Annotated in this window: 16 protein-coding genes and 1 riboswitch; of the genes, 7 read left to right on the top strand and 9 right to left on the bottom strand. The window is 58.9% G+C overall.

Annotated elements, in window-relative coordinates; genetic code table 11:
• Window positions 1–11 precede the first annotated feature (11 nt).
• The 6 genes from U8U68_RS10250 to U8U68_RS10225 all read left to right on the top strand — a co-directional run bounded on the left by U8U68_RS10250 (window position 12) and on the right by U8U68_RS10225 (window position 6944).
• Window positions 12–974, top strand: a complete 963-nt coding sequence (locus U8U68_RS10250) for a carbohydrate kinase family protein (RefSeq protein WP_322200720.1) — start codon at window positions 12–14, stop codon at window positions 972–974.
• Between the two features lie 101 nt (window positions 975–1075).
• Window positions 1076–2455 carry an L-fucose/L-arabinose isomerase family protein gene (locus U8U68_RS10245; RefSeq protein ID WP_322200719.1) on the top strand — a complete coding sequence of 460 codons (1380 nt, stop codon included), beginning with the start codon at window positions 1076–1078 and terminating at the stop codon, window positions 2453–2455.
• Window positions 2456–2721: 266 nt separating this feature from the next.
• Window positions 2722–3588 (top strand): sulfide/dihydroorotate dehydrogenase-like FAD/NAD-binding protein, encoded by an 867-nt coding sequence (locus tag U8U68_RS10240; RefSeq protein WP_322200718.1) that lies wholly within the window; start codon window positions 2722–2724, stop codon window positions 3586–3588.
• A complete protein-coding gene (gene gltA / locus U8U68_RS10235) occupies window positions 3578–4966 on the top strand; it encodes an NADPH-dependent glutamate synthase (RefSeq protein WP_322200717.1) in 1389 nt (462 codons plus the stop codon). The genes U8U68_RS10240 and gltA overlap by 11 nt, the downstream gene beginning before the upstream one ends.
• A gap of 244 nt (window positions 4967–5210) precedes the next feature.
• Window positions 5211–5837 carry a DUF4867 family protein gene (locus U8U68_RS10230; RefSeq protein WP_322200716.1) on the top strand — a complete coding sequence of 209 codons (627 nt, stop codon included), beginning with the start codon at window positions 5211–5213 and terminating at the stop codon, window positions 5835–5837.
• 183 nt (window positions 5838–6020) lie between these two features.
• Window positions 6021–6944, top strand: coding sequence for a sugar phosphate isomerase/epimerase family protein (locus tag U8U68_RS10225; protein ID WP_322200715.1), 924 nt, complete (start codon window positions 6021–6023; stop codon window positions 6942–6944).
• A 154-nt stretch (window positions 6945–7098) separates the two neighbouring features.
• Here U8U68_RS10225 and U8U68_RS10220 read toward each other — a convergent pair whose 3' ends face one another.
• The 8 genes from U8U68_RS10220 to U8U68_RS10185 form a co-directional block, all read right to left on the bottom strand.
• On the bottom strand, window positions 7099–8046 hold the full coding sequence (locus tag U8U68_RS10220; RefSeq protein WP_322200714.1) for a hypothetical protein: 948 nt from the start codon (window positions 8044–8046) through the stop codon (window positions 7099–7101).
• 380 nt (window positions 8047–8426) lie between these two features.
• A complete protein-coding gene (gene spoIVB / locus U8U68_RS10215; protein WP_322200713.1) occupies window positions 8427–9608 on the bottom strand; it encodes a SpoIVB peptidase in 1182 nt (393 codons plus the stop codon).
• Window positions 9609–10154: 546 nt separating this feature from the next.
• Window positions 10155–11330 carry an S-layer homology domain-containing protein gene (locus tag U8U68_RS10210; RefSeq protein WP_322200712.1) on the bottom strand — a complete coding sequence of 392 codons (1176 nt, stop codon included), beginning with the start codon at window positions 11328–11330 and terminating at the stop codon, window positions 10155–10157.
• Window positions 11331–11575: 245 nt separating this feature from the next.
• Window positions 11576–11776 (bottom strand): hypothetical protein, encoded by a 201-nt coding sequence (locus tag U8U68_RS10205; protein ID WP_322200711.1) that lies wholly within the window; start codon window positions 11774–11776, stop codon window positions 11576–11578.
• A gap of 637 nt (window positions 11777–12413) precedes the next feature.
• Entirely contained in the window at window positions 12414–13541 is a 1128-nt protein-coding gene (locus tag U8U68_RS10200) for a sodium ion-translocating decarboxylase subunit beta (protein WP_322200710.1), read from the bottom strand.
• Between the two features lie 419 nt (window positions 13542–13960).
• Window positions 13961–14212 carry a DUF6171 family protein gene (locus U8U68_RS10195; RefSeq protein WP_322200709.1) on the bottom strand — a complete coding sequence of 84 codons (252 nt, stop codon included), beginning with the start codon at window positions 14210–14212 and terminating at the stop codon, window positions 13961–13963.
• On the bottom strand, window positions 14209–15666 hold the full coding sequence (locus U8U68_RS10190; protein WP_322200708.1) for an alpha-N-arabinofuranosidase: 1458 nt from the start codon (window positions 15664–15666) through the stop codon (window positions 14209–14211). Before U8U68_RS10190 ends, U8U68_RS10195 begins: the two co-directional genes overlap by 4 nt.
• 256 nt (window positions 15667–15922) lie before the next feature.
• Window positions 15923–17614 carry a M3 family oligoendopeptidase gene (locus U8U68_RS10185; protein ID WP_322200707.1) on the bottom strand — a complete coding sequence of 564 codons (1692 nt, stop codon included), beginning with the start codon at window positions 17612–17614 and terminating at the stop codon, window positions 15923–15925.
• Window positions 17615–17922: 308 nt separating this feature from the next.
• Window positions 17923–18059: riboswitch (FMN riboswitch) on the top strand.
• Window positions 18060–18225: 166 nt separating this feature from the next.
• Between U8U68_RS10185 and U8U68_RS10180 the strand changes: the two genes are divergently transcribed.
• Entirely contained in the window at window positions 18226–18849 is a 624-nt protein-coding gene (locus tag U8U68_RS10180) for an ECF transporter S component (RefSeq protein ID WP_322200706.1), read from the top strand.
• A gap of 111 nt (window positions 18850–18960) precedes the next feature.
• Here the strand turns inward: U8U68_RS10180 and U8U68_RS10175 are convergent, their stop codons facing one another.
• Window positions 18961–20355, bottom strand: coding sequence for a GGDEF domain-containing protein (locus U8U68_RS10175; protein ID WP_322200705.1), 1395 nt, complete (start codon window positions 20353–20355; stop codon window positions 18961–18963).
• Window positions 20356–20365: the final 10 nt, after the last annotated feature.

The following is a 20365-nucleotide window of genomic DNA, read 5'->3' as shown; positions in this document are numbered from 1 at the left end:
GGGCTTCAACTTTGAAAAAATACGATATCGCGGGCTATGACATGCCCTGCGTGGATCTGCTGGTAAACGTGGACGTGTTCCCAAAGCCCAACGGCGGCACCGGGGTGAACGCCCTAAGCTGGCAGGGGGGCGGCAAGGTGGCCTCTGGCCTGGCGGCGGCGGCGCGGCTGGGGGCCCGGTGCGCCATTCTGGGGGCTGTGGGCAGCGACGACTACGGGCGCTTTGTAGAGAAGGACTTCCAGCGCCATGGGGTAGACACCGCCGGCCTGTATCCCCGAGAGGGGGAGACCACCTCCCTGTCCATTGTCATCAGCGACCGGGAGACCCAGGGCCGCAGCATTGTCTACCGCCACGGCAGCGCCGCCCCCCTGGACCCCCATGAGCTGAACCAGGCTGTTTTGGCGGACTGCCAGTGGTTCTTCATCTCCCACGTAACCGAGACGGCTATGGCCGGGGTGCGCCAGGCGAAAGCGGCGGGGGCCAAGGTGATGGTAGACGCGGACTCTTACTCCTCGGAGCTTATGGAGCAGATCGGCCAGATTAACGTGTTCATTGGCTCCGAGTTCTTCTATGACGTGCTGTTCCACGATAAAAACTACCAGGCCAACTGCAAGGAGATCTGCGCCAAAGGCCCAGAGGTGGCTGTTTTTACCCTGGGGCCCAAGGGCTCCGTGGGCTATAGCCAGGAGGCCGGGTTTTTCCAGGTGCCGGCGTATCAGGTGCCGGTCATGGATACCACCGGCGCAGGGGACGTGTTCCACGGGGCGTACCTGGCGGCCGCGGTGCGGGGGCTGGCCCCGGTGGAGTGCGCCCGGGTGGCCACGGCGGCCGCGTGCATTAAGTGCACAAGAATGGGGGGCCGGGCCGGGGTGCCAGACTGGGACACGGCCCAAAAGCTGCTGCAAACCGGGGAGATCGACTATACCGAAATCGACCGGCGCGCCGCTTTCTACGCGGCGGGCCTCCAGCTGTAGGGCCTTTGGCAGGGAGGGGCTTTGCGCCAGCCCACCCATACCGCCGCCCTGCCCAAAGCCGCCAACCGAATGGTAATATAGAATAAAAGGAGCAGCTACCTATGAAAAAACCTACCATCATCCTGGGCGTGGCCCCCACCAAGCGGGGCTTCCTCAGCATGGAAGAGGCTAAGCGCCAAAAGGACAAGTTTATGGCCGTCATTCGGGGCATAAAGCCCGACGTGGTGAAGATTGTGGACATTGACGACCTGTGCGAAAACGGCATTCTTTTTCAAACCGACAAAATTTCCGCCGTGGTGGAGAAGTTCCGGGACGCCCGGATTGACGCCCTGTTCACCCCCCACTGCGATTTCGGCGAGGAGCAGTGCACCGCCGGGGTGGCCGCTGCCCTGAAGCTGCCCACCCTGATGTGGGGGGCCCGGGACGAGCGCCCCAACACCGACCAGGGCCGGGGCCGGGACACCCAGTGCGGCATGTTTGCCTGCACCAAGGTGCTGCGGCGCTTTGGGGTGACCTACAGCTACATCTGGAACTGCGAGACCGAAAGCGAAGATTTCCGCCAGGGCTTCGAGAACTTCATCCGCACCGTGGCGGTGATAAAGGCCGTGAAGGGCATGCGCATTGCCAAGTTTGGGGCCCGGCCCCAGCCCTTTATGAGCGTGATGGACAACGAGGGCGCCCTGGCTGCCAAGCTGGGGGCCGCGGTGGTGCCCATTTCGCCCGTGGCAGTGGGGAGCCTGGCGGACCAAATCATCCGTGAAAAGAAGCATCTGGAGTATTTGGCGGACTTTGCCGGGCGCTTTGATACCGGCCGCACCGCGCCGGAAAAGGTGGAGCGCATTGCCGCCGTAAAGCTGGCGGTGCAGCGGCTGATGGAGGAGAACCGCTGCACCGCCGGGGCCATGGAGTGCTGGAGCGCCGCCCAGCTGATGGGCGCGCCGGTGTGCGCCGTGCTGGGCGAGATGGCCGACGCGGGCCTGCCCCTTTCCTGCGAAACAGACGTAAACGGCGCGGTGACCATGGCCGTGCTGCAAGCCGCCGCCCTGGGCGAGGAGGCCGTGTTCCTGGCGGACCTGACCATCCGCCACCCGGAAAACGACAACGCCGAGCTGCTGTGGCACTGCGGGCCCTTCCCCTACTCCCTAAAGGACGCCGCCTGCCCGGCGGGCCTGGTGGAAGGCCAGGAGCGCTTTAAGATGCGCAATGGCGGCATTACAGTGTGCCGCTTTGACGAGGCCGAGGGCCAGTACTATCTCTTTGGCGGAGAGGGCCGGGCCGTGGACGGCCCCGAGACCACGGGCACCTATGTGTGGCTGGAGACGGAGAACTGGAAGCGCTGGGAAGAAAAGCTGATGTTTGGCCCCTACATCCACCATGTGGGCGGGGTATACGGCAGCTATAAGCCCGTGCTGCGAGAGGCCGCCCGGTATCTGGGGCTGCTGTTCGACGACGCGGACCAGCAGGGAATCTATAGCCTGTAAAAGGAATAGGACCAGGGTAAAAAAAGCGCTGCCGGGAAACTGGCGGCGCTTTTTGCAGGGGGAGTGGCGGAAGGGTGGGGGGCCGGTAAGGAAATAGAGAGGGAAACAACGCGTTTGGGCACTCCCTTCCCACATCCACCGTTGCGTTTTCCTGCCAGAAGTGGTATAATGAAAACCAGCCTGTGCCTAAAAGGAAATACGCCGGGCACACGCCAAGAAGCCAAACATTTTTTTGGGGAAATTTGCACACAAAGGTTGTGATAACATTGTACAAAATTGTGGAGAAACGGGAGCTGAACCCCACCGTGACCTGGATGAAGGTGGAGGCCCCCGCTGTGGCGAAAAAGGCCCAGCCCGGGCAGTTCATCATTCTGCGGGTGGACCAGCAGGGGGAGCGCATCCCCCTAACCGTGGCGGACTATGACCGAGAGGCGGGCACCGTCACCATTATCTTCCAGATTGTGGGGGCCACCACCCAGAAGCTGAACCATAAGCAAGCGGGGGAGTTTATCCAGGACTTTGTCGGCCCCCTGGGGGTGCCCACCCATACCCAGGGACTAAAAAAAGTGGCCGTGGTGGGCGGCGGCGTGGGCTGCGCCATCGCGTATCCAGTGGCGAAAAAGCTGCATCAGCTGGGCTGCGAAGTCCATTCTATTGTGGGGTTCCGCAGCCAGGGCCTGGTGATTCTGGAAGAGGAGTTCGCGGCGGTCAGCACGAAATTCCGCAAAATGAGCGACGACGGCTCTTGGGGAGAGAAGGGGCTGGTTACAGACGCCCTGCGGGGGCTGATTGAAAGCGGCGAGGCCTACGACCGGGTGATTGCCATTGGCCCGCTGATTATGATGAAGTTTGTCTGCCAGCTGACCAAAGCGTTCCACATCCCCACCACCGTCAGCATGAACCCCATCATGATAGACGGCACGGGCATGTGCGGCGGCTGCCGCCTAAGCTTGATTCAAGAGGGCAGGCGGGTGACCAAGTTCGCCTGTGTGGACGGCCCGGACTTTGACGGCTTTGAGGTGGACTTTGACGAGGCCATGGCCCGGGGCGCCATGTACAGGGACTTTGAGCGCCGCGCCCATGAGGAGACCTGCAATCTGTTTCGAAAGGGGGTGGCGGAAAATGCCGAATAGGTCGCTGAAGAAAAACGAGATGCCCGTGCAGGACCCCCAGGTCCGCAACAAGAATTTTGAAGAGGTGGCCCTGGGCTATACCAAGGAACAGGCCGTGGATGAGGCCAAGCGCTGCCTGAACTGCAAAAACCGGCCCTGCGTGGGCGGCTGCCCGGTGAACATTGCCATTCCAGAGTTTATCGCGCAAATGGCGGAAGGAGACTTTGAGGCCGCGTACCAGGTCATTGCCAAAAGCAGCGCCCTGCCCGCTGTCTGCGGCCGGGTGTGCCCCCAAGAGACCCAGTGCGAAAAGTACTGTGTTCGGGGCGTAAAGGGCGAGCCGGTGGCCATTGGCCGCTTAGAGCGCTTTGCCGCAGACTGGCACAACGCCCACGCAAAAGAAGCCCCCAAGCGTCCCAAGAGCAACGGGCATAGGGTGGCGGTGGTGGGCTCGGGCCCCTCGGGGCTCACCTGCGCCGGGGACCTGGCCCGGCTGGGGTATGAGGTCACGGTGTTCGAGGCCCTCCATACCGCCGGGGGTGTGCTGGTATACGGCATTCCAGAGTTCCGCCTGCCCAAGGCCATTGTGCAAAAGGAGATCGAGGGCCTAAAGGCAATGGGAGTGAAGATAGAGACCAACATGGTCATTGGCCGGGCCTTGTCTGTGGACGAGCTGATGGAGCAGGGCTTTCAGGCGGTGTTCATTGGCAGCGGCGCGGGGCTGCCCCGGTTTATGAATATTCCCGGGGAAAACCTGAAGGGCGTTTATTCCGCCAATGAGTTCCTTACCCGGGTGAACCTGATGAAAGCCTATCTGCCCGGCAGCGACACGCCCATTCAGCATGCCAAAAGGGTGGCTGTGGTGGGCGGCGGCAACGTGGCCATGGACGCGGCCCGGTGCGCCAAGCGCCTGGGGGCCGAAGAGGTGTATATTGTCTACCGCCGCTCGGAAGCGGAGCTGCCCGCCCGGGCGGAAGAGGTGGAGCACGCCAAAGAAGAGGGCGTGGTCTTTAAGCTGCTGAACAACCCCACCCGGATTCTGGGGGATGAAACCGGCTGTGTAACGGGCATGGAGTGCCTGGAAATGGAGCTGGGAGAGCCAGACGCCTCTGGCCGCCGCAGGCCGGTGGAAAAGCCCGGGTCGGGCTTTGTGCTGGACCTGGATTGTGTGATCATGGCCATTGGCACCAGCCCCAACCCGCTGATTAAGTCCACCACCCAGGGGCTGGAGACCCAGAAGTGGGGGGGCATTATCGTGGAGGAGCAGACGGGCCGAACCAGCCGGGAAAACGTGTACGCCGGGGGCGACGCGGTGACTGGCGCGGCCACGGTAATTTTGGCCATGGGCGCGGGCAAAACGGCGGCCAAGGCCATTCACGAGAAGCTAAGCGGGGCATAGCCGTTTGCTGGTGCGGGCCAGCCCGGTTCTTGGCGGCTTCATTTTTGCTTTTTTGGGTGATACGGGCCCGGGGCCATTGGGCTGGGCGCTGGGGGGGAAAAAGCGGCGGGGGCAGGGCCCAACTGGCCGCCATCCGAAAAAGCCGCAGCAAAAGTTTTTAAAGGTTCTTAGGGGGCTTTTTTTAAAAAGGTTCCAAAGCAAGCGGTGGCGCAGAGCGCTACCACCCTAAAAAGGAGGCAAAACCATGGAAATTAAATCAGTGTATGACCCAAGCTTTACGCCCTATGGAAAGGTTCTGGAGGGCTATGACACCACCCAGCTGGCAGCGGCCATGAACGCCATTCCCCTGCCCGAGGAAGGGGTGGCCTACCAGCCGGGGATCGCGTCGTTAGAGGCCTGCGGCATTTTCTCCCAGCTGGCGGACCGGGCCTATGGCGGCATGCCGCTTCAGCTGGGAATGTGCTGGGGCCGGAACACCAAGCTGAACTGCCTGGAATACCACCGGGACAGCGAGGTAAACATCGGTACCGGGGACTTTATCCTGCTGCTGGCCAAGATGGACGACATTGTGGACGGTAAGCTGGACACCGCCAGGGTGCGGGGCTTCCAGGTACCCGCGGGCGTGGTGGTGCAGGTGTACGAGACCACCCTGCACTACGCCCCCTGCCATGTGCAGGCGGAAGCGGGCTTTCGGGTGGCGGTGGCTCTGCCCAAGGGCACCAACACGGCCAAGCCGGAGATCCAGGAGAAGGACCCAGAGGACGCCCGGCTGTGGGCCCGGAACAAGTGGCTGCTGGCCCACCCGGACGCCAACGAGGCCAAGGCTGGCGCGTATGTGGGCCTGGAGGGCGTCAACATCGACCTGGCCTAAGGGCCCCTTCCCGGCAAAGAGTACATGGCCCTGGGGCTGACCCGGGTGGAATAAGCGGCGGGCGCTCACCCGCTGGCAAGATCGTGGGGCTTTGCCCCTGGACCGCGTACTTTGCCTGCCGGCTGGTTCCCATTTCACAAGAGGTCTCATAGACCCTATCTTTATACAAAGGAGAGAACCGCTATGCTGAAAGTAGGACTGATTCTCTATTCTGTCCGAAACGAAATGGCCAAAGACCCCATTGCCACCGTGGAGCGGGTGGCTGGCCTGGGCTATAAAAATATCGAGGTGTGCAACCACAATGCCATCCAGGACCCGGGGTGCGGCTTTGGGGTGGAAGCAGAAACCCTGAAAGCGGCGTTCGACCGGTTTGGGGCCCAGGTGGTCAGCGCCCATGTTTTCCCCCTGGAAAAAGCGGACCTGCCCGCCGTGCTGGCCTATAACCGCGCCCTGGGCAACCGGAATATTGTAAACCCCATGTGCCGCTTTACCACCTATGAGGATCTTATGCGCCAGTGCCAGGCCTTTAATCGCCTGGGAAAGGCCTGCCGCCAAGAGGGCCTGCGCTTCCTTTACCACAACCACCATCACGAGTTCCGCACCTTTGGGGGCAAGAGCATTTTGGACCATATTGTGGAAAACACGGACCCAGACTACCTCTCGCTGGAGCTGGACACCTTTTGGACCATGCGGGCGGGAAAAGACCCGGTGGAGCAGCTAAAGCGCTATGGCCAGCGGGTAAAGCTGATTCACCAGAAAGACTTTGCCTGGGACAGCCTGGCTCCCATTAACGCCATTGGCCTGGCCCCAGAGGACTATGAGATGAAGCCCGGGGACTCCTTTGGCCTAGACGGCGGCAGCCAGTACGCCAAGCAGGGCGGAAAGCTGGCGGAAGAGGAGGAAAAGGCCCGGGCCATTCGCAACACGGCCTTTACGGAGATTGGCACCGGGATTATGCCCATTCAGGAGATCATCCACGCGGCCAACCAGTACACAGGCGCGGAGTACATTATTTTAGAGCAGGACTATACCCGCATGGAAAGCCAGCTGGCCAGCGTGGAAAAAAGCATGGAGGCCTTCCGGCGGTTTCAGGGAATCGCCTGGTAAAAGTGGCTCCTGGCGGCAGGGACGGCGCCTTGCCCGGCCTTTGCCGGGTTCCACTTGAAATATGAAAGCCCCTCTCTGGCAGGGAAAACTGCTGGAGAGGGGCTTTTTTATATGGCAGGGAAAGGTTTACTTACGGTTATTCATAAGCATATTATCACGACAAGAGCTCCCTTTTCACTCGCATATATACAGTTCCGGGTGTATCAAAAGTACTCACACAGGGATTCACCCATGAATGAGTGTAATTCGGCCCTGGCTCGACAACAAAAGCCAATCCAATAGGAACTCTAGTACGAGTTGCTAGCCTTACGCCAGCATTGGTATTGTAGTCATAATTTATATGGTACAATCCGTTGGTATACGACCGATGAGCACAAGTTGAAATCTTATTTCTATAGGCTTGGTCAACCGGTACAGAACAGAAAGAAAGCGTATTTGTATTAGTTGCTGCGCGAACATAATAATCGCCATCATAGTAAAGAGCAGCCGCTGCTAACAAAACGCCATTTGAAACTTCATCTATAAGGTCTTCCTCAGTTTGTACATGGCGTGGCGCATCCCATCCAGGGAAAAGTTCACTGAAAAGTGGACTGAAAGTAATTTCGCGGTCGTTTTGATTTACAACATAGCTCACACAGTCAGGCGCTTCAATATCGTTCTGCCAGCTATATTGATCGATAACTGTTTCACGTGCATCTATTATTTTCTCCCTTTGCTCTGCAGTGGCGCTGTCTATATCAGAGTAGGCCAATTCCAGAGTCTCCGGGTCAATATCCAACGCACGCGCAACGATTGGTTCCTCTATTATTACAGTCCATCCGGCATTCTCATAAGCCTCTGCTATCAGTTCCATGCGTGCTTTGGTGTCTAATTGCTCAGAATCAATCTCTTTCATAGCTTTTGTGTAAGCTTCCACAATACTGCTAGTATCTGTTGTTGCATCAGAGCTATACCTCTCAACGTAACAAACAAGCTCATCAGAAGCCGAAGCTGTAATACCCAACAAGCATATCAACAGTACTACGATTAGCACAACAAGATACTTCTTCATGGAAATATCTCCTTTCATGAAACTATTACTAAACAGAAAATCATCTGCCATACATTTTCCGTCAAGTACAAGGAAAGTGTATTTTTTCGATATTATCTGCACTTTAGTTACAATTTGATAGTACCATTATTTGCAAAAAAAGTCAAGTGTTTTCTATCTCCCACTCAGGGCAACAGCATTTGAAATTAAGCGAACAGGATATCAAGAAGAAGCTGAGGATTCAGGGCGGCGGCAAGGCTGCCGGAAAAGTAAGGAGCCTGCCTAAAAGGCCCCTGCCACAAAAAGCGGAGGCCTTTTGAATCCCAGAGGAAAACTTAGGTCCGGGGTGGGGAAAAATATTTTTTGTTGAGAAGGGCCCGGGCCGCGCTCCATAACAAAAAAGAGCAAAGGCCAAGGGGAGGACGCTCTCCCTTTAGCCTTTGCCCCAGGCGCTACGCGGCGGCGCCGGTGTTTTCGGATGCCTTGCGGCACTGCTCCAACATCGTCTCGGCAAAGATGCCATACCCCATGGTGGGGTCGTCGGTGAACACATGGGTCACAGCGCCGGCCACTTTTCCGTCTTGCAGGATGCAGCTGCCGCTCATCCCCTGCACAATCCCCCCAGTGGCCTGCAGCAGCACAGGGTCTGTCACCCGCACCACCAGGTTCCGGGTGGGCTGGTCCGCGCCGCTGATCTCTACAATCTCCCCCTCATACAGCCGGGGGCCCGCCTGGTCAATGCTGGCTAAAATCTGCACAGGCCCGGGGTGCACCTGGTTTCTGGGCAGCACCTCCACGGGCTGGCCCTGGGGCGCTTCATACAGCTGGCCATACACCCCGGTCTCGTTGTTGGCCAGCAGAGAGCCCATGGGGTCGTCGGAGGAGAAATACCCCTGTAGCTGGCCGGGGCGTTCCGGCGCGCCCCGAACAATGCCGCACAGGGTGATGCCCGCCGGTTCGCCGCTTTTCAGCTCCATCACATGGCCGGCGTCGCTGTCGCAGATGCCGTGCCCCAGCCCCGCAAAACACCCGGTGGCCGGGTCGTAAAAGGTCAGGGTGCCCACCCCGGCGGCGCTGTCTCGCACCCACATGCCGGTTTTAAAGGACCCCTCCCCAAACACAGGGGTCACCGTGGTCTCAAAGTCCTGGCCGTTTCTGCGCACCAGAAAGGTGATGGACTGGCCGTTGCTTTTGCCAATATAGCTGGCCAGGGCGGCGTTATTCTCAATCTCCACCCCGTTCGCAGAGACCAGGTAGTCCCCGGGCCGCAGCCCCGCCTGGGCGGCCGGGCAGCACACGCCCTGTGTGGTATAAATATCGGAGAGCGAGGCCACAATAACCCCATCGGTGAACAGCTTGATGCCAAAGGCCTGCCCCATGGGCACCACGCTGTGGGAGGATAGGTCCTGGGCCTGGGTGGTGGCAGGCGTGGCCGCTTCGCCAAAGGCGGCGGCGGCCTGGGCCCCCTGCTGGTCCTGCCAGGCGGGCTGTGCTGAAACCCAGGCCTCTTTGGGTCCTTCCAGGCCCAAAAGGCTGACTGTGGCCAGCATGCACACCGCCGTAATGCCCACGCTGGCCGAAAAGGTGCGCAGGGCCTTGCAAAAGGCGCTTTTGCTAAAACCAAATTTTTTCATAAAATTCCCCCTTCCCGGGGCTGGCGGGCGCGTATGGCTTTACGCGAAGTACAAGCGTTTGCCCCACGGCGCCTTTGCCGTCAATTTGAAAAGCGCCCGCCAAAAAGGCCGTTGCTTTTCGCCCCGTTTTTTAATCTGCCACCAGAAGAGGAAATTATGATGGAAATTAAAAACGCCCCTGCACAAAGGGTGCAGGGACGAGAATTTTTGGTCTGCCGCAACTACCGGGCAAAGCGGCTGGCAGTTCCGCGGGTCCGGCTATTGCCGGTCTCGCCCGGTAGAAGGGACAGTAAAAGAAAGATGTAAAGAAGTAGCGGCCCCCGTATGGGACGCCTTACAGCAAGCTATAGCTTACTCGATAGACAAAATATGAAGGGTTTTCTGAATTTATTCTTTGTTTCTATCGCCTCCTTCGCTTTCGATGGTATTAGTTTACTCCGGAATTATGACCTAGGTTTCACGATATTTTAAAGAAAAACGCTGTATTTTTTGAACGCTTTATGAATGACTTGGCAAATTTGACGAACCATGGGCTCTGCCGGGGGCTTACGCCGCGCCAGGGGCAAAGCCGCCCGGGGTGGTCCAGTACAGCTCGCGCAGGTGCGCGGTGGTAACGCCCTTGGGGATCTGGAAAAAGAACAGCTGGCCGCAAAGGTCCGCCGTATGGCCGCCGCTGCGGCTGCACACAAATTCCGCCCAGGCGCTGTGTTCCTCCACGGTCAGCCCGGCAAAGTAGGCGCTGAACGAAGAGCAGTTCTGCTCGTGAAGGTTCACGGCCAGCAGGTCATAGTTTTCAAAGGTCTGGGCCGTAACCGTTAAATACGGGGCCCGCTCCAGGTAAAGCACCTGGTTTTGAGAGCCCTCCACCTCCAGGGCAAAAAGGCGCTCCTTTAGCTGCTGGTACTCCTCCAGGCTGCCCAGCACCCGCGCCTCCCGGGGGGCCATGGGCAGCATTTGCGAATAGTCCACCGCGCCGTTTTCTCCCGCGTAGCCGGGGTAAAGCGAGTCGTCCATCACCAGGGAGTAGGAGTAGCACTCCAGGGGGGTGTCCTGGTCCATCCGGGGGTAGGAAAGCGTCTCATACAGGCTTACAGAGAGCAGGCACAGGTCGTGGCGCTGCATGCCCGTATTGCCCCCAAAAAGGCCGGTGTGGCGGAAGAAGCCGTACCCCCCCACAGCGGCGGCGGCCTCTTGGGCCCAGGGGGCAATGTCAGGGGAGACCGCTTCGGGCGGGTACCAGCCGTCCCGGCCCGTGGCCAGCAGGTAGCGGTGGAGCAGCACGGCCATTGCCTCAAAGCTCATGCCCCGGCTGGGGGCAAAGCAGCCGTCGCCCTGGCCCTGCACCAAGTCCAGGTCCTTGGCCCAGGCGGCGTAGGGGGCATAGTAGCTGCCGGGGGCCACGTCCGGGTAGCCGGTGGGCTGCCCCTGAAAGGCCCCTGCCAGGTCCACGCCCTCCAGCTTTTCGTGGACCCGCCCCAGCAGGGTAACAGCCTGGGCCCGGGTAACGCCCTGCCCAGGGGAAAAGGTGGTGGCCGTGGTGCCCCGCATCAGGCCCAGTTCCAGGGCCTTGCGGTAGAAGTTCCTCTCGCCCTCCTCCACGGGCGTCAGGTCCGTAAAGGGCAGCTCCGGTTCATCCTGGGCGGCGGCGGGCAGCGCCAGGGCAGAACCCATCAACAGGCAAAGGGCCAGCACCAGGGCCAGCCAGCGGGTGGTTTTTTTCATGTTGCACAACCTCCTTGATAGGGTATTCAAGAATATTATACAACCATACAGAAATATTGTCAAGTTTTGGAGAGAGCCAGGGGGGTACCCTACCGCGCATTTTATTTGCTTCCTGGCCAGGGGGCTTTTTCGGGGGCGGGCAGCGTGGGCTCTTCCCGGGAGCCGGTTCTTCCACGGAGCAGAGGGGACCATATTAGTCCCTGCATCAAGCTGGGGAAAGGGGCGCTCCCCAAAAAGCGGAGGGGTTATTTATTCCGTCCCATGCGGCCCAGCAGAGAGGTGATAAGGGCAATGACCCCGATCACCACAAAGATGCCCAGCATGCCGCTGACCATAATTTCCAGGGCCTTTTGAACCGCCGGGGAAGTCCTCCAAGAAACGAATACCGCAGTGGGCCCATCCGCCCCGCCAATGATACCGACGCTGCTTAAGAGATGGCATATCATAAACAACAAGCTCCTTTTAATAATCTTTTAATTGTGTTTTGATGATTATAAATGTTTCATTTTAGGTTGTTATATAAAATGCTGTATAATTCTAGGAGTGATATTATCCAGGAAACGTGTAGCGTGTGCCGGTGTGTACTGGTTTCTACCTATCGTTATAACAATATACATTTTGTATACGACTTTATAAAATACCCACACACACCACCACACAGTACACAGCAGCGTGACGCTGCACCCAATGTCGCGGAGGCGTTCGCTTGGGCTCACTTGCCGCCGATAACTTCTAGCCGAGCCAGCGCGTTTCTCTGGGGGCTTCCGGGGGGCAAGTGCTTGCGCTGGGGGGCCCGTATTGGCTAGAGCAAATAATAAGGAAGGGGTCGCGCGCCGGAAGCGGGTAGAAGAACGTGCTGGCTGGGCTGGCGGTTAGCACTGGCGAGTGAGCTGGAGCGAACGCCTCCGCGACTAATGGTCCAGCGCTTGCGCTGGGGGGCCCGTATTGGCTAGAGCAAATAATAAGGAAGGGGTCGCGCCGGAAGCGGGTAGAAGAACGTGCTGGCTGGGCTGGCGGTTAGCACTGGCGAGTGAGCCGGAGCGAACGCCTCCGCGACTAATGGTCCAGCGCTTGCGCTGGGGGCTACATGAAGAAGCCTAGGACTATGCCGCCTGCTACTGCGGAGGCGATTTGGCCGGATACATTGGCCCCTACCGCGTGCATCAGCAGGTGGTTCTGGTTGTCCTCTGCAATGCCCATCTTCTCCACCACCCGGGCGGACATGGGAAAGGCTGAAATGCCCGCCGCGCCAATCATGGGGTTCATCTTGTTCTTGGTAAATAGGTTCAGCAGCTTGGCAAACAACACCCCGCCAATGGTGTCGAAGATAAAGGCAAATAGGCCAAGGGCCATAATCATCAGGGTCTCTATCGTAACAAAGCGCTCTGCCCGCATGGAAAAGGAAATGGTAATGCCCAGCAGCAGGGTGACCAGGTTTGCCAGGTCGTTTTGGGCTGTCTCGGAAAGCCGGTTTAGCACCCCGCACTCGCGGATGAGATTGCCAAACATCAAAAACCCGACCAGCGACACCGAGGCCGGGGCCACCAGCCCGGCCACAAAGGTGACCAGAATGGGAAACAGAATGCGGGTGGTCTTGCTTACCGCGCCGGGGTGGTAGTCCATGCGGATGCAGCGCTCTTTTTTGGTGGTTACCAGCTTGATGGCCAGGGGCTGGATGATGGGCACCAGGGCCATGTAAGAATAGGCCGCCACGGCAATGGCCCCAATGTAAGAGGACTTTAGCACCTGGCTGACCAGAATGGAGGTGGGGCCGTCTGCCGCACCAATGATGCCGATGGAGGCCGCGTCTCGAATGTCAAAGCCAAGCACAGCCGCCAGCACAATGGTGAGGAAAATGCCAAACTGGGCCGCTGCCCCAAAGAGGAACATCTTGGGGTTTGAGAGCAGGGGGCCGAAGTCGATCATGGCCCCAATGCCAATGAACAGCAGCAGGGGAAAGGCCTCGGAGGCCTCGATGCCGGTTTCGAACAGCCACTGGATAATGCCCCTGGTCTCGCCCACGCCCTGCATGGTCTGGTTCAGTACGCCGGAAAAGGGCAGGTTTACCAAAATGGCCCCAAAGCCCATGGGCAGCAGCAGGGCGGGCTCGTAGTCCTTCTGAATGGCCAGCCAAATGAGCGCGGCCCCCACCAGGTACATCACCACCTGCCGCCACGTAATGGCCAGCAGGCCTTCCCACAAAAATTCCATTGGTTCTACTTCCTCTCTCTTTTTTGGTTAGTCTGCCCGAAAAAAGGGCTGTGTATACAAAACAGACCTGTGGGCGGGCGGTCCATCTAGGAATACCACGCGCCACAGGTCTGGTCGTTTCAAGCTAACCCAGAACCAGAGGCCCCCCGGCCGCCGGTCCATGATTGTTGAGATAGCTGCAAGGATACGCCCTGCCGACTACTCCCCTATTGCAACTTTAATTATAGCAGATATGGAAGATTTTGTCAAGAGCTTTTCGGATTTTGGGAGGGTTTTATGACGGTATTTTGGCCGCAGGCGGCTTAGGGGCGGGTCTTGCCGGGGCTTGTCTGCCGCCCGCTGAAACGGCGAACCTTTTTCTGGGTTTCTCTCCGGCTCCTTGCCGCGAAACGCCTGGGGGTTCGGCGCTTCTTCCGCCGCTACTCCTTCTCCCAGCGCCCCGCTGGGCAGCGCTGGGCCTTTTTGGCGGCGCGCACCTCCACAAAGCAGCCGCACAGGGCGCACATGCCGTTTTGCAGGCTTTGGCAGGTTTTGCACAGGGCCAGCCGCTGGGCGTACAGGGCCTGGGAGGCCTTTTGCTCCTGGGGCAGGTGGTCTATGTATTCATAGATGGAGGCAAAATAGGCCCCGTCCAGGTCCCGCAGCAGGCAGCGCTTGCAGGCGCGGCTCACTTTAGGGTGATCTCCGCCACGGAGCAGGCGGGCAGGGTAAAGCGCACCGCGTTCCCCTCTGTCTGGAAGCCGCTCATGGGGGCAATCTCCACCGCGTTCGGCCGGTCAAAGTCGTTGTAAGCGTCCATGCTTCCGCTAAGCAGCCTGCCGGTCACCTCTTGGGGCGTTTTTGCCAGCAGCTCTACCGGGCAGGGCTCTGTGGCGTTCAGGTTGGCCACGGTAACGTGCACAGCGCCCTGGGCGTCCTGGGAGGCGGACACGCTTAGGTCCTGCACGCCCTCTACGGTTTCGGCTTCCACAAAGCACCCCAGCAGGGTGGCGTCCTGGTGGCTCTTGTACAGGTCGAACACGTGGTAGGTGGGGGTAAGCACCATTTTTTCCCCTTCGGTGAGAATCACGGCTTGCAGCACGTTGACCATTTGGGCAATATTGGCCATTACCACCCGGTCGCTGTGGCGGTTGAAGATATTCAGGGTCAGGGCGGCCACCATGGCGTCCCGCATGGTGTTCTGCTGGTAGAGGAACCCGGGGTTGGTGCCAGGCTCCACGTCAAACCAGGTGCCCCACTCGTCCACAATCAGGCCCACCTTGTGGCTGGGGTCGTGCCGGTCCATGATCTGGGCGTGCCGGGTCACCAGCTCGTCCATATACTGGGCTTTGCGCAGGGTGGCGTAGTACTCTGCCTGGGTAAACTGGGTGGCGCTGCCCTTGTGGTCCCAGCTGTCTCCGGGCACGGTGTAGTAGTGCAGGGAGAGGCCGTCTGCGTATTCTCCGGCAATCTCCATCACCTTGTCGGTCCAGTCATAGTCGCCGGAGTTGGGCCCGCAGGCAATTTTAAACACCCGGTTGTCCCCGTAGTTGCGCACATAGGTCTGGAAGCGGCGGTACAGGTCCGCGTAGTACTCGGGGCGCATATTGCCGCCGCAGCCCCAGTTTTCGTTGCCCACGCCAAAATATTTCACCTTCCAGGGCTCCTTTTGGCCGTTTTGCTCCCGCAGCTGGGCCATGGGGGACACGCCGCCAAAGGTCATGTACTCCATCCACTCGCTCATTTCCTGCACCGTGCCGCTGCCCACATTGCCGTTGATGTAGGGCTCGCAGCCCACCTGGCGGCAGAACTCCAAAAACTCGTGGGTGCCAAAGGAGTTGTCCTCCACCACGCCGCCCCAGTGGGTGTTAATCATCCGCTTGCGGTTCTCTTTGGGGCCAATGCCGTCTTTCCAGTGGTACTCGTCTGCAAAGCAGCCCCCGGGCCAGCGCAGCACAGGCAGTTTGATGTTTTTTAGGGCCTGTACCACGTCGGTGCGCATCCCGTTGACGTGGGGGATGGGGGAGTCTGTGCCGACAAAGAGGCCGTTATAGATGCAGCGGCCCAGGTGCTCGGAAAAGTTGCCGTAAATATTTTTGTTGATCTTGCTCTTTTTGTCCAGGGTGTTTACAATGATTTTTCTCATGATAAAGTTCCTTTCGTTATAATATAGCTTTTCTAAGTGGGACAGATTGCGCGGGAGATTTGGCTTTGCCAAACCTTGGCCCCTTCCAGGGTCCAGGGCGAGAAGCCCTGGTAGGGCAGAGTCCCATCAAGTGCTTGCCGCGCGAGAAAGCCCCCGGCGGCCCTGGGGCTTTGCCCCCTGGAGCCCACGGCCTTTGGAAAAGGCCGGCGAAACGTTTACGGTTCCGCTGCGGGGGCCGCTTTGCTTGCCGCGAGAATCACTCCGTTAAATGGGCCTGGGTCCAGTCAAAGGCGGCCTGGCAGACGTCCTTTACACAGCCTGGGTCTATGGGAGAGCGCATGCCCACCGCGTGGGCCAGCTCCACAAAGGTTTGGGTGCCGCCCCGCCGCACAAACTCCATGTACTTTTTCCAGGCCTCGCCCCGGTCTTTCAGGGACAGGGCAAAGAATTGCAGGCTCATCACCTGGGCCAGGCAGTAGTCGATGTAATAGAAGGGGGTCCGGTAAATGTGGGTCTGCCGCTGCCAGCCCGCGCCCCGGCCATAGAAGGGCAGGTCCGCGAAGTCGATATAGGGGCGGTACAGCTTTTCCAGCCGGGCCCAGGTCTGGTTGCGCTCCTCCGGGGTCATTTCCGGGCGGCTGTAGACCTCGTGCTGGAAGTGGTCCACCAGGCAGCCGTATGGGATAAAGCTTAGGGCGTCCTCTGTGTGGGAGAGCTCATATTGATCGGTCATGGGCCCAAAGAACAGGTGGTGCCAGGGGGCGGTGAGGAACTCCATGCTCATAGAGTGGGTTTCGCAGCCCTCCATGCTGGGGAAGCGGTTGGCCGCTATCTCAATGGTACGGTCCGCCATGTAGTTGGCAAAGGCGTGGCCCGCCTCGTGGGTGAGCACGTCCACATCGCCCGAGGTGCCGTTAAAGTTCGAGAAGATAAAGGGATATTTGTAGTCTGGCAGGCTGGTGCAGTAGCCGCCGGGGGCCTTGCCCTCTTTGGCCAGCACGTCGAAGAGCTCGTTATTCATCATCAGGTCCATAAAGGCCCCGGTCTCTGGGGAGAGCTCGTGGTACATTTTTTGCCCAGCGGACATAATTTCCTCCGGGGTGCCCTGGGGCTTGGCGGAGCCGCCCTTAAACTTGAGGGGGTCGTCGTAGAACTTGAAATCCTGGATGCCCAGGCGCTTTGCCTGGCGCTCCTTTACCTTCACCACCAGGGGCACCAGGTCCTGCGCCACTTGCGAGCGGAAGCGCTCCAGGTCCTCTGGGGTATAGCAGTTGCGGCCCATGCGCAGAAAGCCCAGGGGCACGTAGTTTTCAAAGCCCAGCTGCCGGGCCTGCTGGGTGCGGTTTTTCACCAGCTGGTCATAAAGGCGGTCCAGCTCTGCCTGGTGCTGGTCAAAGAACCGGCCCTCGGCCTCTGTGGCGGCCCTGCGCACAGCCCGGTCGGGGTCCTGCTTATAGGGGGCCAGCTGGGGAATGGTGAGGGTTTTGCCCATAAACTCCACTTGGGCGCTGGCGTACAGCTTCTGGTACTCGGTGGTCAGGCGGTTTTCCTCCTGCATGAGGGGGATAATTTCCGGGGAGAAGGACCGCAGCTCCATCTCGATGTTCACAAAGAGCAGCGAGCCCAGCGCCTGCTCCAGCTGGGCCCGGAAGGGGGACTGGAGCAGGGCCTGGTGAAAGGCCTGGGTTTTTTCAGAGAGAAGGGGGTACTGCTGGTCCAGAAAAGCCTGCTCTTCCTCGTAAAAAGCGTCCCGGGTGTCCACGGTGTTGCGAATGCCGCAGACAGAGGCCTGGGTGCTGAAATGGTCGGTAAGCTCCTCCATTTCCTTGTACAGGCGCAGCTGCTCTTGGGCGCTGGAAGCGGCCTTTAGCTGGGCGGTAAGGCGGTCCAGCTGGGAAAAGACAGCGGGCATGTCTGGGCGGGTATAGACTATTTCAGAAAATTTCATAGAAGGGCTCCTTTGCGTCAAAAATCAGTACCTGTTCATAATACTACTTACAGAAAGGACAGTCAAGGCGGACAGGAAGAAAATAACAAATAAAATTCACGGGGCGTTCAGGAATTTTTCATATTTATAGGGTAATATATAAAACGTGGCAAGCAGAGCCACGATACGACTCTTTTTCATCATATCCTCATTTTAACTCCTTACTTCCTCTTTTGGAGGCCGCTCCCGCTGGGGGCGGCTTTCCTCTTTTTGTGGAGCGCATCCCCCCCTTGACAACTGCGGCGCGGTGGGGTATAATAGTGGCTGCAAATGGTCTTCGGGGCAAGGTGAAACTCCTGGCCGGCAGTAAAAGTCTGCGAACAAAGAGGGGCGCGGTTTGCCCCCCCTTTGCCGAACCGGTGGAACTCCGGTACCGACGGTACAGTCCGGATGAGAGAAGACCGCGCCAGGCTGGCCCCCGGTTTATGGACACGGTGGCTTCTGGCGCTGGTTTCCGCTGGAAATTTTCCCCCGAACGCACAGGGCTGCGCTCGGGGGTTTTTTTGCGGAAAAAGGCTTTTTGGGCAAACTCAAGGACCCTTTGCGAATTTTATAAAGGGATGTGTTTTTCCATGAGAAATCCAACAGAAACCTCCGTGGCGGCCGGGCCGGGCCGCCGGGTGAACACCAGGGCCATGGCGGTAACCGCCGTGCTGGGGGCTGTTTCGGCGGCGCTGTACTTTATTGGGTTCAACGTGCCGCTGGTGCCCAGCTTTTTGCAGATGGACGTGGCGGACCTGCCCGCCCTGATCGCCGCGTTTAGCATGGGGCCGGTCAGCGGCCTGGCGGTGTGCCTGATCAAGGACCTGGTGCACCTGCTGGCCACCAGCACCGGCGGAGTGGGGGAGCTTTCCAACCTTTTGCTGGGGATGGCCTTTGTGCTGCCCGCGGGGGTGATTTACAAGCTGAAAAAGAACCGCTGGGGGGCGCTGCTGGGTTCGCTGGCGGGTTCTGTGGCCATGGCGCTGGTCAGCCTGCCGGTGAACTACTTCATCACCTACCCGGCCTATGCCCTGCTGATGCCCATGGAGGCCATTATGGACCTGTACCGCGCCATTAACCCCCAGGTGAACACCCTGATGGAGGCGCTTATTTGGTTCAACATGCCCTTCACCTTTGTAAAGGGGCTGCTGTGCGTGGCCATCACCTTCCTGATTTATAAGCGAATCTCCCCCATTATCAAGGGAAAGGTATAAAAGCCGGAACCAATAAAATAAGAAGCCCAGGCGCTGTAAAAAACGCGCCGGGCTTCTTTGCTGTTTATAGGGCTTGGATTTTATGTTTCGAAGAACCGGGAAGGCCAAAAGCTAGGCGCCCTGCCCCGGGATGGGCATTCCCTCTTCATAGAACCGGCAGCCGCAGCGGCCGTTTTCCTTTACCTGATACAGGGCCGCGTCCGCGTGGCTGTACAGTTCCTCGGTAAATCCGTTTTCGGAAAAGGCCCCGCCCACGCTAAGGGAGAGCTTGGGCAGGCCGTCCTCTGGGTTTTGCAGGGCGGCGTTTATGGCGGCCACCTTGTTTTCCACCATCGGCTGCTGGGAGGGGGCGATGTCTGTGAGGACCACGGCGAACTCGTCCCCGCCCACGCGGGCCGGAAAGTCGGTGGAGCGGAAGCTTTCCACCAGCAGGCGTGCCACCTTTTTCAGGGCCCGGTCCCCGGTCTCGTGGCCGTAGCCGTCGTTGATCTGTTTGAACTTGTCCACATCCACAATCAGCAGGGCCACCGGCTGGGCCTTGATTTTCAGCACATGGCGCACCTGGTCAAAAGCCCCCCGGTTCATAATGCCGGTTAGGGGGTCGTGCTCGGCCTGGTGGCGCAGCAGCACCTCATTGGCGGCGTTAATCTCGTAAATATCGTTATAGGTCAGGGCCAGATATTTAAACTCATAGGCGCCGGTAATCTCCATCATCTTTTCTTCCTTGATGCAGTTGACGTATACCTGTAGGGGCTTGACAATCAGCCAGATAATCATAATAAAGACCACCAGATTCTGCACAAACAGGATGCTGAAAAACACCCGCTCCAGCAGCATGGCGGCTTTCAGGTTTTCCACGCTTTGGGTCTGGGCGCTTTGGGTGGAGGCGATGACGTCGCTAAGGAAAAAATCGATGTTGCTGTTGATCAGCTCTTTCGAGGCCTGGTATTCCGGGCCAAACACCATCTCCTGGGCGGCGTCCAGCTGCTCTTCGGGAGAAAGGGCCCGGTCTTTTTCAGAAAGCTGCACCGCGGCCACGTCCGGGTGCAGGGCGGCGGGGTCCAGGCCCCCCGCCTGGGCGGCCAGGCCCATGGCGTAGATCTCCTGCTGCATCAGCTGGTTGGAGTAGTCTAGGGCCTTTTCCATATATTCCAGGGCCTGGGGGCTGGCCTGCTCGTTGAGGCTGGTTAGGGCGAGCTTCCGGCGGCAGGTTACATAGATCTCCTCAAAATAGTGGTCCATGTGGGCCGGGTCCATGGTGACCACGAACATCCTGGTCTGATCGGTGAGATAGTCGGACGCTTCAGAAAGCATGGCGGCGTTTTTCTGGCTTTCAATGTACTCGTTGGTGGCGGAGACCATCTGATCGTAGGTACCGGCAGCGTGGTAGGTAACCACCAGCAGGGCCAGGTACAGAACGCAGGAGAGGAAGATCATGACAAAGTTTAGGGTGCGCACCCGCACACCCCTGACCGGCTGGTTGACCGGCTGCTGACTGGTTTCCATTATAACTCCA

This window comes from Acutalibacter intestini (genome assembly GCF_034334985.1).
GTDB classification, from domain to species: Bacteria; Bacillota; Clostridia; order Oscillospirales; family Acutalibacteraceae; genus Acutalibacter; species Acutalibacter intestini.
This window is presented reverse-complemented; position numbering and strand designations above follow the sequence as displayed.